Raw genomic sequence first — 15,526 nt, 5'->3', positions numbered from 1 at the left:
AGCTGTAAATCAAATAAGTTTATAATAATCCACAATTAAAATGTGGATTGTAAAAAGAAAAAAAGTAACAAAAAAAAGAAAAAGGGTAATAGTAGTAATAGTGTCTACTTTTTTCAGGACATGACACAGGAACCCATAGCTGATAGCTGATATCCAAATTACAAACTATAAACTACAGACCATCTAACGATGAACAAAGCTATAGGAATAGATCTTGGAGGCACAAACATTAAGGGAGTATTGGTAGATGATGCAGGCAATGTATTGGAAACCGTGCAACAGCAAACCAATGAAAAGCAGGAAGCGAACTGGAAAAATAATGTTTCGGCAATATTAAAAACATTGCAGCAAAAAGCAGGTTCAACGGTGTTGCCTGTTGGGCTTTCAGCACCAGGACTGGCAGGAAAAGACAATACTTGTATTGTATTAATGCCTGGTCGCCTTGCCGGCCTGGAAAATTTTGTTTGGGAAGATCACCTCAATACACCTGCCTGGGTATTGAATGATGCGCATGCCGCATTAATGGCTGAAGCAAGCTTCGGTGCAGGAAAAGGCTATAGAAATATTATTATGCTCACCCTTGGTACCGGCGTTGGCGGTGGTGTGGTAATTAATGGTGAATTGCACCAGGGATTATTAAGCAGAGCCGGGCATCTTGGTCATGTAATGCTTAATGCAGACAGTGATGCAAGAGATGTAACCAATATGCCTGCAAGCCTGGAGGACGCGATAGGCGACTGCACTATACAACAACGCTCATTCGGAAAATACAGCAGCACTTATGATTTACTTCAGGACTATAAAAATGGAGATACACTCGCTACCTATATATGGCTGCAATCAGTAAAAAAACTGGCGGTAAGCCTTTGCGCATTCATCAATATTATTTCTCCCGAAATTATTATACTGGGTGGCGGCATTGCGCACGCAGGCAAAGATTTGTTTGAACCATTGGCAACATTTATGGATATATTTGAATGGCGGCATTCAGGCGTACGCACGCCTGTAGTACAGGCAGTATTTGATGAATATTCAGGAGCTGTAGGTGCCGCTGGTTTTGCATTACATAAATCATTAAAATAATAAAGTATAGCGATGGATGTGATAGATGACTATTTGCAGCAGTGCAGAAAAATTACAGATACCGTTGAAGCGCAAAAAGAAACACTACAACAGGCTGCACAGCTTTTTGCGGGTACTGTACTTGCAGGAAGAATGGTGCATGTATTCGGCTCAGGCCATAGCCGCATTATGGTGGAAGAAATGTGGCCAAGGTATGGTTCTTTTCCCGGCTTTAATCCTATTGTTGAACTGTCGCTCACCTTTCATAACCTGGTAGTAGGTGCTAATGGTCAGCGGCAGGCGATGTTTTTGGAAAATGTGGAAGGCCTGGCAGACAGAATACTCCGCAACTTTGATATTGACCCCACAGACAGCGCATTAATCATTTCTTCCAGCGGGTGCAATATTGTACCCATTGAAATGGCGGAAATATTTCAGCAGAAAAAAGTCAAGGTGGTTTCTATCATTACCCAACAACATTCAGCAGCATCAACCAGTAAAAGAAAAGACGAAAAGAAACTGGGAGATTTTTCAGACATTATCTTAGATACCGGCGCGCCAAAAGGAGACGCGATGGTTTATCTGCCCGGGCTGGATACACCTGTATCACCCGGATCAACAGTAGGCGGTGCTTTAATCGTGAACTGTATTAAGGCAGAAGTTGCGAAATTATTAACCGCAGCAGGTAAGCCACCCAAAGTATTAACCGCAGGCTGCATTGCCGGCAATGAAAAAGCAAAAATTTTATTTGAAAGTGCGTATGATGAACACGCGCACAGGCTTTCAAAACTATATCAAAATGTAGGTACTAAATAAATGAACGATATGCAAAAACCCATACGGACAACAGTAGTAGGAAGCTATCCTTTTCCCGGCTGGCTCGAATTTGGTTCACAACATCTCTCCAGGTTTGGCCCTGCAGATATTGAAGAAATGATCGATGACGCGGTTATTGCTGCCATACACGACCAGGTATCTGCAGGACTTGATGTTATTACAGACGGAGAACAAACACGCCTTGATTTTAACCTGTCATTTTACGGCTATATTAAAGGCATTTCTCCCAACGAATCAGAAACAAGAAAGTTTGGACCCGCGGCTCATGATCAGCGTGGCAAACATAATATTACCGAAAAGCTTGCCGCGCCAAACGGGTTGGGCGTAGTAAAAGAATTCCTGCGCTTAAAAAAATTAGCGCCACAGGGTCCAGTGCTTAAAGCCAGCATCCCCGGCCCATATACATTAAGCGGCAGGTTATTGCCTAATGAAATGTATAAAGACAGGTACGCGATAACCCAGGCATTGCTTCCATTTATACAAAAAGAACTGGAAGATCTTGTAGCCGCAGGTTGCACAGAAATCACAGTTGACGAGCCATCGATGAGCTGCTATGCCTACAAAGAAAATACAAAGCGGTTTGCAAAAATCTTTAACGAAACCGTTGAGCCGGTTGTTGGCAAATGTAATCTCTCCACTCATTTATGCTTTGGCAACTTTAAAGGAAGGCCAGTGGGTTATCGCAGCATAAAACCCATGATACCGGATTTCCTGGATTTGAAAGTAAATGAAATACATATTGAAATGGCAAACCGTGAATTTGCAGAGATAGAATTGCTGGAAGTATTTGCCAAAAGAATGAATGTGGCTGTGGGTATTATTGACGTAAAAAACTATTATATAGAAACAGTGGATGATGTAGTGGAAAGAATAAAAAGATGCCTGCAATATATTCCCGCTGAAAAGTTATCTGTTGCGCCGGATTGCGGATTAAGCCAAACCGCGAGATGGGCATCAAGGCAAAAACTGATTAATATGGTTAAAGGGGCAGATGTAGTGAGAGGGAATGGGCGATGAGCAGAGGGCAGTGGGCGGCGAGATACTCATTGTCACCGCCCATTGCCGATAGCTCCTTAATTCGCCTGTCCTGCACGGTTTATTTCATCTGAAACACCTGTTGCTCTTTTGCGGGATGGCGCTATGGTATTTTTTCCAAAGCGGTAAGTTAAACTGGCAGAAATCTGTCGAGTATCCCAGCGGTTGCGGATAGTAACATCTACATCTCCGTAACGGCTTACTCCACCAAATTTCTGCCAGCCGAACGGATCACGGAAATTGAGCCTGAGGGTAGCCTTATCCTTCAGCAACGATTTCTGAAGCCCGATACTCATTTGATACATCGGGTCTATCACCAAAAGCTGATTAACTGATTTTGACCTGTAAAAACCACTAAGCTCCGCGGAGAAACCTTTAGTAATGGTAAAACTGTTGGTAACGTTCACCATATATGCAGTATAACTAAGATCAATCGGTTCTGCATTATACATTCCTTTGTAATGATTATTATAAAGATTAGCAAATACATTGGTATTAAACCAGGGTGCCCATTTAAAAGGAGCCGTAATGGATAAGCCCATATTGCGGAAGGTGGATATATTCTCAGTAGTGGCGAATATGATTTTCTCATCTGTATTCTGCCTGATTATTTCTGAAATAACATCTGTTGTCCTGCTGTAATTAACACTGAATATATATTTCCCTTTCAGGTTATGGCTCAACTCAATACTGTGTGTAAACTGCGGCAGCAGGTAAGGATTTCCTTTTTTATAAGTGAGCGAATCAAGGAAAAAAGTAAATGGGTTCAGATCCTGGTAATTAGGCCGGTTAACCCTGCGGCTATACGATAATGTTAGTTGGTTATTCTTATCTACGGCATAACTAACAAAAGCGGTTGGAAAAAGATTGGTATAATGTCTTGTAAAAGAGGAATCATTAATAACCTGTTTTCCTTTGGTATTGGTATTCTCTGCCCTTAAACCAACCTGCCCGCTCCATTTATCATTGAATTTTTTACCCAGGTTTATATATGCCGCATTAATGTTTTCTTCATACAAAAAGTGGTTTGATCTTGCATCCGGTATCCAGCCCTCTCCTGCATCTCTTGCGTAATCTACCGTATTATCGTTTTTCACCAGCGTGCTTTTGATACCAGCTTCAAATTTAGCATCTCCTTTCAACGGATGTGTATAATCAGCTTTTACTGAATATATATTGATATCAGAAGGCAGATGACCTTTTAGCAAAACAGGGTCGCCCAACTTATCGCTATAGTCACGGGGATAAGTAGTCAGCAACATGTCAGACACATTATCGTATTTCACATAGTCAATATCCGCTGAAAATTCTTTCCCTGTGCTGTCAAAAGTATGTTTATAGTTTACATTCGCTGTATAGTTAAGGAACTTCATATTATTTGCTGTAGTAGAATACAAACCAGATTGTACAGACCCATCAGGGTTGTAAATACTGGTGATTGTTGAAGGATTTGGATTTCCGAAAAAACCAAATCCTGTAAATACAACACCCACTACGTTTTTCTTATCAATAAAATAATCTGCGCCAAGTTTTACACTATGATTATTATTCCGCCCTTTAAAAGAAGTGCTCATATCTGTTTTTGAGCTTATTGATCCATCAGGATTATAAAAATTTCTATTGATAGTAAGCTCGTTTCTTCCTTTATTAAAATTGGGGTTATAGTTGCCAAAAATGTTGATCTTATTTTTCCTGTAATTAAAATTCAGGCTGTTCTGTGAACGGGCAGTTGCATATACTACGTCCCCTTTAGATAAAAGACCAATGCTTCCACCTGCAGTAACACTACCATTCAAACCGCTCTTTAAACTTTTTTTAGTTTTTATATTGATGATACCGGCATTACCAGCCGCATCATATTTTGATGAGGGTTGCGTCATTATTTCTATCTGGTCAATTGAGGAAGCAGCCGTATTTTTTAAGAGATTGGCAAGATCTGCCGCAGAAAGATAAGTTGGCTTGCCATCCATCATTACAATTACACCGGCTTTTCCTTTTAAGCTGATATTACCATCGTTATCTACAGATATGCCCGGAGATTTTTCTAAAACTTCCATAGCCGTTGCCCCGGCATTGGTGGGGGCTGCATCTACATTCACCACCAGCTTATCTATCTTCTGCTCAATCAGCGGTTTTTTAGCAGTTACCACCACAGCTTTTAAATCTTTGGCAATTGCCTGGAGTGTTATATAGCCGGCATCTATATCCGCCTGGGTATTCCCGAATATAAATGGACCCTTATATTGTTTTTCAAAGCCAACAGCGCTTATCAGCAGCAAAAATGTTCCCTGCTTTGCCGAAGCAATTTCGAACCTGCCGCTTTTATTGGTAACCTCTACCTTTACCACGGCTGAATCTTTTGCGGCTACCAGCGAAACCGTTGCTGCTTCAACCGGTTTTGCCCCGGCGCTTATCTCCCCTTTTATTGTATTTTTCTGTGTTTGTGCATTAAGTGAAAATACTCCTATCATAAGCAGCAAAATCACTCCTGATAAATTTTTCATTGTAGTATGTTAAATGGTTGCTAAATATTACCTGACAAAAGTAGGTACTTTGCAATGCATAGAACATAGTTTTACAATGAACGGCAATTAACAGGGATATTTGGTAATGCATAGTAGTGGAAATAATTTGTGGTTTGTAGTTTGTGGTTTATGGTTGCCTCAAATTATAAACGACAAACTATAAACCATGAACCCTACTTCCTCTTTACCCAAAAGAAAAGTGCAATACCTCCGATAACAAGCAGGGATGATATAATTTCAGCCTGTGTGGGGTGAAATGGTAGATTGTCGTACTTTGTATTTACGCGGATTTTTTCTATAAAAAACCGCTCTAATCCATTTAAAATGAGATAGATAGAAAACAATTGCCCGGGCATGGTAAATTTACCCCTTATAGCCATAAGCACGCCAAATAGCAGAAGACAGGTTATTATTTCATATAATGGTGTAGGAAAAACCGGAACCGGCAATGCATTACAATGATCGCCTTCGCAGTTAGCAAGTTTAAAGCCCTGCTCATTTACATTATGCGGGTATGCATAAGCCACAGCCCATACCGGCAAAAAAGAAGGTGCTTTTACAGATTTATGCGGAATGCTGTCTGTTCCAAATTCAGCGGTATAAATAGCCCGGTTTGCCTGTATAGTTCTTTCAAAGTCGCCGGGCTGCGCGGGCACAGCTTTGCCTGTATTTATATCCGTAATATATGCGCTGTTTAAAATCCCCCAATCACCGTCGCCGCTAACCTGGCACCCGATCCTGCCTAAGCCATAAGCCAGCATAAGCACCGGCGCTGCGGCATCTACCAAATGGCGTATACTGATCTTCTTTTTACGGGCAAACCATAAAATAGCAATAGTGGCACATATTAAACCACCATAAAAAGTAAGCCCGCTGGGCGATAATAAATTGCCTATCGGGTCCTGTATAAACCGATCCCAGTTTTCAAGATTATCAAAAATCTTAGCGCCTAAAAATCCAAAAATGGCAGCAAAAATGGTGATGTCCCCTACTCTTTCGTGTGGCCATACCCGTATCTTTCTTTCTTCTGGCTTTGCAAGCTTTTGTTTATTTTTTTCCCGGTATTTCAGGAACACAAATAATGCTGCCAGCAATATCCCTCCACCTACACTGCCACTGCCTGAAAAAATATATTCCTGTGGAGATACCTGGTCTTGATTTAAAAATATCCCCAAGGCCTTATACCCTACTACAAACCCAAGAATAGCGTTTATGATCAACTCGGCAGCTGTGGCGGGTTTACCTACAGTAATCGTTTCTTCAACAGGAAACAAAAGCCCCTGCCGCTCTTTTCTTTTTAATTCTTTTGCAAGAACAATAGCACAAACAATAAAAGCGATGGCTACAAAAAAACCGAATGAATTCACAAACTTAGTCCAGGCCCACGGCTCAATTCCAAAAACATCTTTGAGAAAAAAATACAGGTTTGGATACATACTGCTGAGTTAGTAAGTGTGCAATGTTACTTCAAAAATGTGGATTGAAAGAAAATAAAACCTTTGCACTTATAGTGTTAATTATCCAAAGAAAAAAATCCTATCACAAGACAGGATTTTTTCTTTTTCAAATTTTATCTCCTTAATTGCAGTATTCGTTAAATGCCGCTATAAGATTACCTGCTATCAACTGTGCCGGCCTGCCTTCTATCTGATGGCGCTCAATAAAATGAACCAATTGTCCATCCTTAAACAAAGCAATAGCCGGAGATGATGGAGGGTATGGTAAAAGATGCTCCCTTATTTTTTTTACAGCATCAATATCATAACCTGCAAATGTAGTGGTAAGATGATCAGGCTTTTTTTCAGCATTGGTCACTGCCATCAATACACCCGGACGGGCACTGCCTGCCGAACAACCGCAAACGGAATTGATCATAACTAAAGTTGTGCCTTTATTCTGTAAAGCTTTATCAACTTCTTCGGGAGTCAACAGTTCTTCAAAACCATTCTCTGTTAACTCCTCTTTCATTGGTATTACAATTTCTGAAGGATACATATCTAAATTTTAATTGGCAAAATTAAGTAAAACTTTAGTTGATTACACAAAAGACAAAATGTCATTTATAAAATTCAAAAAAAGACACAATGACACTAATATAAGGCTGTTTAAAGATAGTTTGACATATAAATACCCTTGTTTTTCCATTGGAATATGGTTTGATGCTCACCCTGTATATTCAAAAATTTTAAAACTTAAAAATTATAACTATGACACTTGTAAAATTCAACGGCACACCGGTAAAAAAATCTTACACATCATTATTTGATGAATTGCTGAACGACTGGTCTGGTTTTGGAAATGATGGCAGTATCAGCAAATGGAGCTCAGCGCCGGTTAACATTCACGAAACCAAAGACGCTTATCACCTGGAACTAAGTGCTCCGGGTTTGAAAAAAGAAGATATTAAGCTGAACGTGGAAGACGGTTTATTAAGCATCAGTTATGAAAAAAAGGAAAGCACCACCAGCGAAGATTATAAAACCGTTCGCAGGGAATTTACTTATAACAGCTTTAAAAGAAGCTTTACACTCAGCGATAAAATAAATGCCGGTGATATACAGGCTAAATATGAAGATGGTGTGTTAAAAGTATTTGTGCCTAAAAAGCCAGAAGCACAGGCAGTAAGCAAGCAAATTGATATTCAGTAATAGCTTCCCATGATTAGTAGTTGATGCTGGTTGGTTTTGATGTAAGGGGTTAGTCTGTTAAAGACTAACCCTTTTTTTAACAACTCATTATAATACCCTTGTTTTTATCAATCATCTACATACAAAAGAGTATTAAGCAGCGTTTGTAAGCTTTATTACTTTAAATTTGCGACTGTTTTTCATAACCCTTTAAAAGACTGGAACATTGAGCCACAAAAAAATTCAATTTGTCCTTTTGCTTCTTATGACAGGTTTTTCCCTTGAGTTGCAGGCGCAGGTGCCGGATTCATTAAAGTTGAAGTCTGACACCGCAAGGGTAGATACGTCAATAAGAACAGACTCTTCATTTACTATTCAGCAGGTTGATACCGTTCTGAGGATCAGGAACCTTAATCCTTATATTACTTTAAGTACAGATTCCACGCTGGATTATGAATTAATGATCAATAAAGATGTTTCCAAATATTACTGGTTTTTGAGGAATTCACCTCCCGGTGTGCAGATCAACAGAAAAACAGGTATACTTCATTTAAAAGCCGAGAAAGCGCTTTTCCTGAATGGAAGACTTAAATACGACCAGGAATATAAAATAAACCTTGGCGTTCAAAATCTCGATAATCCTTCAGACAAGATCGATACATCTATTACGGTGATGTTTTATAATACAGAAATCATCCCTTCCAAAATAAAGCCTGCGGTCAATAACATTCTGTATGTTGATGAGGGCGATAGTATCAATTTCAAAATACAATGTGAGGATGGTAATTTCCCCATTGAGAAGATCATTATGACCAGCAATTACCCGATTAAACCCCTGACACCTATAACAAAATGCGGCGATGATTTTAAATGGTCACCTCCTTTCGGGTTCGTAAAATCTACCGATAAAGACAAACAAAGGGCGGTGATTTTAAATTTTATCGGATCCAATAAATTTAATGTGCGGGATACCGCTGTAGTACAAATATTTGTAAAAGAAAATATCAACTACCCGCAAAAAGTATTAGAGTACGAGGAAATAAGAAGGAATATAAGAAATTACTCCAATCAGTTGAAAGCAACATTTATGACATTGGACAAAAAAGTGCGTTCTACAAAAGGAACCAGGAACTCTTTCGACCTTACTTCAGCAGCATCATCTTTGGGAGGCACTGTTTTTTCATCGTTACCAACCGACGGACAAAAAACCGCAGGCAAAATTTTGCCGAGTGTGGGCGTGGCAATGGTTCCGGTAAAAGAGTCGGTAGCGCCAAATAAAACCGCTGAACAAAATTCGGCAACGCTGGTTCGCAACAGTATTAAAAGATTGGAATACCTGCTCCAGAATAACACGCTTGTTGGTGATAAAGACCCGGAAATTCTAACAAAAACGCAGAAGCTTAGAGATGAATTGAAAGCTATGCAGGTTGCATTAATCGAAGTGCCGCTGGTTGAAGTAGGTGATTCACCTGAAGAACTTGACAAATATTTCAACAATAAAAAGGTGAATAAAAAATACAGGATGAAGAAGTCATAAAAATAAATTGCCACAGATTTACAGATTAATATTGCGAATCTGTGGCAACAAATTGCCCTGTATTACCCCTTGCATTAATGCATCTTTATTTCCAATAATTTTGGCCACCGCTTGCCGGTAACAAACATTCTGCCGCCTGCAGCATCCCAGGCTATCCCATTCAATACAGCTCCTTCCTCCACAGCTTCTTTTTCGTAATTGATATTGGCAAGCTTTTTAAGCGCATTGCTGAAGTCAAGCACCCCTTTTACAAATCCTGAAGAAGGATCAATTTTAAGGATATAATCAGTTTCCCATTGATTGGCATAAATAAATCCGTCAATATATTCCAACTCGTTAAGATTATTAACCGGGCCAAGATTATTCGAAACTGAAATAACTTTCATCAGCTTAAAATCAGAAGGGCGAACATAATATAACTTGTCAGTGCCGTCGCTGATAATAAGATTCGTATTGTCGTGCGTTATCCCCCACCCTTCATTTGTCCATTTAAATTGCTTAACAAGCTTCATATCTTTTAACGTATATACCAACACTACATGATCCTGCCAGGTGAGCTGGTAAATGGTGTCATTTAAAATAGTAATGCCTTCTCCAAACCATTCAGGATTTATATCAACCTTATTTTCAACCCGGCCTGTTGTAAGGTCAACAAGCCTCAGGGTTGATTCCTTTTTCTGACCGGTACCTTCATACAAATTGTTATTATAGTATATCAGCCCCTGTGTGAATGCCGCTGTATCGTGCGGGTAAATATTTACAACAGTATATGATACTGCTGACGGCGCAGGGATATTATTGGAAGGCTCAGTTGTTTGAATTTCCGGCTTTTTATCAGCATTGTTATTACATGCGCTTGCCAGGATTACCATGAAAAGAATGCCTGTTAAATTTCTTACCATATCTCAATTGATTGCTGCAAAAATAGGCTTTGGCACTGAACAGAAATATTTTACACATACATTTTAACGGGTAATTATGCCACGGTTGTATCCTTGTGGAAAATCATACTTAGTGCGGCAATCTTTTTAAGTTATTTTTGTTTTCTCCTCATTCCTTAAATCAATAGCAATAATCCAGTCATCTTTTTAAAACTATGTGGAATAGCTGCGGCTATAATCTTCTTTAAATTTAGTATCAGGTGAAAAGCTGATGTAAAATCAGCCGATGAAATCTGTTATTGTCATATTCACATTCCTCATTACTGCATTGCAGGTATATGCGCAAAAAAATTGCGGCACTTCCGGTTACTGGCAGGAACAATTATCCACAAACCCGCTTTTGCGCGAACGATATCAGCGCATAAACAATACAGCCAACAAAATAGTTAAGAAGAAATCCGGCTTTGCCGTATCTGACATGACAATAATAATCCCCGTTGTGGTGCATGTGTTATACAATACCGAAAATCAGCGCATCAGTAAAGCCCAAATACAAACCCAGATTGATGCATTAAATAATGACTTTGGAAAATTAAATGCAGACACGATAAATATTCCCAAGCCTTTTGCACCATTGGCGGCTGATTGCAAAATTCAATTTGCATTAGCCAGGGTTGATCCGGAGGGATATGCCACTACGGGTATTGTTTACAAAAAAACCAATGAAACAAGCTGGAAGCAGGATGACAAAATGAAGTTTTCTTCTTCAGGCGGTGATGATGCATGGGACAGCCGTTATTATCTTAACATCTGGGTTTGTAATCTTTCTAAAAGCCTGTTGGGCTATGCTACTTTTCCGGGAAGTGATTTACTGAAAGATGGCGTAGTCATCAGAACGGATATCTTCGGCACCATGGGTAATGAAAGTTCTGCTTACAGCAGAGGAAGAACCACCACACATGAAGCTGGTCACTGGCTTAATTTAAAACATTTGTGGGGTGATACTGATTGTGGAGATGATGGTGTGGATGATACACCGCAGCAAAAAACATATAATACCGGTTGCTCATCTTTTCCTAAAATAACAGCAGGCTCCTGCAATACCGGCAACAACGGCGATATGTTTATGAACTATATGGATTTTTCAGATGATGCCTGCATGCTCATGTTTACTTATGGACAAAAACAACGCATGAGAAGATTATTTGATGAGGATGGCGCAAGAGCAACAATACTCCAATCATATGCGCTGGGAGAAGCCTGGAAAGCAAAACCTGCTGAAGAGGATAGCGTAACTACAGCAACAGGCATAGCTATTTATCCTAATCCATCAGTAAATGAAATTTATTTTCGTGATAGCCAGGGAAAAACAATCACTCCTGATGAATACCGCATTTATGATGTCAAAGGGAAATTATTAATCTACGGATACAAACATACACTTGTTAATATAAGCAAATTAGCTACCGGAATTTATTTTACGCGCATACAATATGCGGGCGGGCAAAGAGTTATAAAGTTTGTGAAGCAATAAATTCCCTTCACATATTAATATTTTCTTAGCAACATTACATCAGCATAGTGCCTACATTTGTCAGCACACAAAAATCAATCTTATGAAGCAAATTCTTCTTTGTCTAACTGCCGTGTTATTTTTATTTTCTTCGTCACAGGCACAGATACTAAAAAAAGTTTTGGGTGATAAAAAGGATAGCACCGGAAAATCATCAGGCGTTTTAAGCAATGTTTTAGGCAGTGGAACAGGCAGTTTAAGTACAGATGAGATAGCAGCAGGTCTGAAAGAGGCTTTATCAGTTGGCGCTGAAAAAGCAGGAAGCAGCTTATCTGCACTGAATGGCTATTTTGGCAATGCCGCTATTAAAATATTAATGCCTGATGAAGCAAAAAAAGCAGAAGAAAAACTGCGTGCTATAGGGCTGGGCAAACAGGTTGATGAAGCCATACTCTCAATGAACCGCGCCGCAGAAGACGCTGCAAAATCTGCAGCTCCGATTTTTGTAAATGCTATTAAACAAATGAGTATAAAAGATGCAGCAAATATTTTAAAAGGCGGTGATTTTGCCGCTACTAATTATTTAAAAGATAAAACCACCACTTCTCTTACTGAAGCATTTCGCCCTGTGATAGAAAAATCACTGGAAAAAGTTGATGCAACAAAATACTGGAATACAGTAGTTACTGCTTACAATAAAGTATCACTCAACAAAATTAATCCTGACCTTTCTGCATACGTAACAGAAAAAGCACTGACTGGTATATTTTACCAGGTAGGGCAGGAAGAACAGCAAATACGAAAAGATCCTTTAGCAAGAACATCTGACTTATTAAAAAAAGTGTTCAGCAATTAAATAACCATAGCCGAATAACCATGCTGGCTACCCAAACCGGGTAGTAATTTCTACAGGCGCAACTTTATCAAACATATAGTAATCAACAGATTACTTGTCGGCACTATATTTTTATCAATGCTTGTATTCTTAATTTAAATTATAGTATATGGCTATATTGAATTTGAAAAAAAGCATTATTCCTTTATTGTTTTCCGTTGCAACCATTACGTTCACTTCGTGTAGTGAGAATGCAAATGAAAATAAAGATTCAGATGTAACTACTATTACAAACGAACCAGCCGTTACTCCGGAGAATACACCCACCGTTGCTAAGAAAAAGAAAGGAACAGCATCTGTTATAATTAACAAAGAAAACGGGCAAAAAGTTGAAAAAGGTAAAGACGGTATATATACCAACGCTGAAGTTATGCCTCAATACCCGGGAGGCGAACAGGCACTGTCCGATTTTGTGGTAAATAAAATTGAATATCCACAAAGCGCTGTTGACAGGGATGCTGAAGGTACTGTGAATATTTCTTTTGTAATAGATGAAAAAGGCAAAGTAGTAAATCCGGAAACTATAGGCAATAAAGCAGGCAATGGATTTGATGATGAAGCAGTAAGAATCGTTAACCAGATGCCTGACTGGAAACCAGGTACTGTAAAAGGCAAGCCTGTAAAAACACGATTAACATTACCTATTACATTTAAACTGGCAGAATCTTAATTCTGTGCTTATGTAAACCAACAACAAAGGCGGGCGCAATATTGCATCCGCCTTTGTTGTAACGAACATTAAAGAGCATCAATAACTACTTGCAGTATTTAAAACTGATATAGCATCATTGTCTAAAACAATATTAACAGCATTTATCAATGCTTTCAATTGTTCAGCACTGGTTGCACTGGCAATAGGTGCAGCAATAGTTGGTTGCGCCATCAACCAGGCAAGCGCTATGCTTGCAGGTGTTGTATTATATTTCGCGGATATTTCATCAAGGGCTTTTAAAATCCGCAGACCTCTTTCGTCTAAATATTTTTTTATTCCTCCCCCACGCTTGCTTTTAGCAAGGTCAGCTTCGCTGCGGTATTTTCCCGTTAAAAAACCTGAAGCAAGGGAATAATAACTGATTACACTGATATTATTTTCTACACAAAAAGGTTGGTATAGCTTTTCAAATTTCTCTCTATCGTACAGATTATACTCTGGCTGCAATGTTTGGTAAGTCGGATACCCCTTTGATTTGCTCACCTCTAAGGATCCCCGCAGTCTTTCCGGCGATAGATTTGAAGCGCCGATCCACTTCACTTTTCCCTGTTTTACCAGTATATCATATGCTTCAAGTGTCTCGTCCACCGGCGTTTCTTCATTATCCCAATGCGTTTGGTAAAGATCAATATAATCAGTTTGCAACCTTTTCAATGAATCTTCCGCGGCTTTAAGTATATATGCTCTGGACACATCTTTATGTCCCTGCTCCATATCTGAGCCTGCCTTGGTAGCAATAATAACCTTATCCCTGTTATTTCTTGCCTTCATCCATTTACCGATAATACGCTCGCTTTCTCCGCCGGAATTGCCGGGCACCCAACGGCTGTATGAATCTGCAGTATCAATGCAATTAAATCCCGCCGCGGTAAAATCATCAAGTAAAGCAAAAGATTGTTTTTCATCAACCGTCCATCCAAATACATTACCGCCAAATATCAGCGAAGCAATTTCAATATCAGATTTTCCTAAACGTCTTTTTGTCATCTTATAGAATTTTATTCAATAATATTTTCAAAACAGGGAAAGCTGTTGTGGTGATGTAATTACAACACGCTTTTCGAATATGCTGCTTTTTATAGTAACCGGCTCAATCCTCAAAACAGGCGTTTCATTATAGCGCGGAGCTATAGTAATTTTTACATCGCCGGACTTTTCCGTAAATATGCGTTCAACAAGTTCCGGGCTGTTATTGTTTTTAGATAAATGTGAAAGAATGAGATGACTTAATTGTGCTCCTTTGTACTGAAGAAATAAATCCAGGGCCTGCCTGTTTGATAAATGGCCCTCACCCCCGCTTATTCTTTTTTTCAAATGCCAGGGATAAGAACCTTTCATCAGCATATCCTCACAATAATTTGATTCTAAAAATACTGCGTGACATTTTTTGAAATAACGAATGATATTATCGCAGGCATTGCCGATATCCGTAAACACACCAACATTCACATCTCCATCCGAAATAAAAAAACTATGCGGATCGCAGGCATCGTGGCATTTTGTAAAAGCGGTAATACGCAGCTTGCCAATTGCAGCAACCTGTTCATGCGTAAAATCATGCAAAAGCTCATTAGCAATAGGTATAGCCGCAGCAGTGTGGGTTGCTTTTGTAATATATACAGGCAGTTGAAATTTTTTTGAAAGCCCTGCCACGCCTGTTATATGATCACCATGTTCATGAGAAACAAAAATGGCTTTCACACGGGTCATTGGCAAGCCAAGTCTTTTCATTCTCTTTTCTGTTTCCCTGCATGAAATACCGGCGTCAACCAAAACAGCTTCATCATCATTGCCCACATAATAACAATTACCATTGCTGCCTGAGTTGAGAGAAGTGATATAAAGCGCCATAACGCTCCAAAATTAAGGATATGCTGTGAATGCAGATCATCAACCTTTACA

The 15,526-nt window shown here is 39.3% G+C and carries 14 protein-coding genes; 8 read left to right on the top strand and 6 right to left on the bottom strand.

Going from position 1 to position 15,526, the window contains the following annotated elements; all coding sequences use genetic code 11:
* The first annotated feature begins 189 nt into the window (after positions 1-189).
* Genes DC498_RS19535 through DC498_RS19525 form a run of 3 tightly spaced genes read left to right on the top strand, consistent with a single transcriptional unit; the run spans position 190 to position 2,916 of the window.
* Positions 190-1,083: an ROK family protein gene (locus tag DC498_RS19535; protein WP_116875844.1), complete on the top strand. Its 894-nt coding sequence runs from the start codon at positions 190-192 to the stop codon at positions 1,081-1,083.
* 12 nt (positions 1,084-1,095) lie between these two features.
* Positions 1,096-1,878 carry a sugar isomerase domain-containing protein gene (locus tag DC498_RS19530; protein ID WP_116875843.1) on the top strand — a complete coding sequence of 261 codons (783 nt, stop codon included), beginning with the start codon at positions 1,096-1,098 and terminating at the stop codon, positions 1,876-1,878.
* A 9-nt stretch (positions 1,879-1,887) separates the two neighbouring features.
* Complete coding sequence (locus tag DC498_RS19525; RefSeq protein ID WP_116875848.1) at positions 1,888-2,916, top strand: methionine synthase; 1,029 nt, start codon at positions 1,888-1,890, stop codon at positions 2,914-2,916.
* Positions 2,917-2,972: 56 nt separating this feature from the next.
* Here DC498_RS19525 and DC498_RS19520 read toward each other — a convergent pair whose 3' ends face one another.
* From DC498_RS19520 to DC498_RS19510, 3 genes are all read right to left on the bottom strand, one after another.
* Positions 2,973-5,438 carry a TonB-dependent receptor domain-containing protein gene (locus tag DC498_RS19520; RefSeq protein WP_116875842.1) on the bottom strand — a complete coding sequence of 822 codons (2,466 nt, stop codon included), beginning with the start codon at positions 5,436-5,438 and terminating at the stop codon, positions 2,973-2,975.
* A gap of 194 nt (positions 5,439-5,632) precedes the next feature.
* Positions 5,633-6,895: a prolipoprotein diacylglyceryl transferase gene (locus DC498_RS19515; RefSeq protein WP_116875841.1), complete on the bottom strand. Its 1,263-nt coding sequence runs from the start codon at positions 6,893-6,895 to the stop codon at positions 5,633-5,635.
* 142 nt (positions 6,896-7,037) lie between these two features.
* Entirely contained in the window at positions 7,038-7,454 is a 417-nt protein-coding gene (locus DC498_RS19510; protein ID WP_116875840.1) for a BrxA/BrxB family bacilliredoxin, read from the bottom strand.
* A 212-nt stretch (positions 7,455-7,666) separates the two neighbouring features.
* Between DC498_RS19510 and DC498_RS19505 the strand changes: the two genes are divergently transcribed.
* Both DC498_RS19505 and DC498_RS19500 read left to right on the top strand, forming a co-directional pair.
* The gene (locus DC498_RS19505; protein WP_116875839.1) at positions 7,667-8,107 is read left to right on the top strand and encodes an Hsp20/alpha crystallin family protein; all 441 of its coding nucleotides are present in this window, start codon (positions 7,667-7,669) and stop codon (positions 8,105-8,107) included.
* Positions 8,108-8,351: 244 nt separating this feature from the next.
* A complete protein-coding gene (locus DC498_RS19500) occupies positions 8,352-9,623 on the top strand; it encodes a hypothetical protein (protein ID WP_116875838.1) in 1,272 nt (423 codons plus the stop codon).
* 74 nt (positions 9,624-9,697) lie between these two features.
* On the opposite strand, the gene DC498_RS19495 is transcribed toward DC498_RS19500, so the two are convergent.
* Positions 9,698-10,525: a glutaminyl-peptide cyclotransferase gene (locus DC498_RS19495; protein ID WP_116875837.1), complete on the bottom strand. Its 828-nt coding sequence runs from the start codon at positions 10,523-10,525 to the stop codon at positions 9,698-9,700.
* A 265-nt stretch (positions 10,526-10,790) separates the two neighbouring features.
* Here DC498_RS19495 and DC498_RS19490 point away from each other — a divergent pair, with 265 nt between their 5' ends.
* The 3 genes from DC498_RS19490 to DC498_RS19480 all read left to right on the top strand — a co-directional run bounded on the left by DC498_RS19490 (position 10,791) and on the right by DC498_RS19480 (position 13,582).
* Positions 10,791-12,038, top strand: a complete 1,248-nt coding sequence (locus DC498_RS19490) for a M43 family zinc metalloprotease (RefSeq protein WP_116875836.1) — start codon at positions 10,791-10,793, stop codon at positions 12,036-12,038.
* An 82-nt stretch (positions 12,039-12,120) separates the two neighbouring features.
* Complete coding sequence (locus DC498_RS19485; protein ID WP_116875835.1) at positions 12,121-12,873, top strand: DUF4197 domain-containing protein; 753 nt, start codon at positions 12,121-12,123, stop codon at positions 12,871-12,873.
* A 148-nt stretch (positions 12,874-13,021) separates the two neighbouring features.
* Positions 13,022-13,582, top strand: a complete 561-nt coding sequence (locus DC498_RS19480; protein ID WP_116875834.1) for an energy transducer TonB — start codon at positions 13,022-13,024, stop codon at positions 13,580-13,582.
* Positions 13,583-13,660: 78 nt separating this feature from the next.
* Here DC498_RS19480 and DC498_RS19475 read toward each other — a convergent pair whose 3' ends face one another.
* Together DC498_RS19475 and DC498_RS19470 are read right to left on the bottom strand one after the other, a co-directional pair.
* The gene (locus DC498_RS19475; protein WP_116875833.1) at positions 13,661-14,611 is read right to left on the bottom strand and encodes an aldo/keto reductase; all 951 of its coding nucleotides are present in this window, start codon (positions 14,609-14,611) and stop codon (positions 13,661-13,663) included.
* A gap of 27 nt (positions 14,612-14,638) precedes the next feature.
* Positions 14,639-15,475, bottom strand: a complete 837-nt coding sequence (locus DC498_RS19470) for an MBL fold metallo-hydrolase (protein WP_116875832.1) — start codon at positions 15,473-15,475, stop codon at positions 14,639-14,641.
* Positions 15,476-15,526: the final 51 nt, after the last annotated feature.

Source organism: Terrimonas sp. (assembly GCF_003075435.1).
GTDB lineage: Bacteria > Bacteroidota > Bacteroidia > Chitinophagales > Chitinophagaceae > Agriterribacter.
This window is presented reverse-complemented; position numbering and strand designations above follow the sequence as displayed.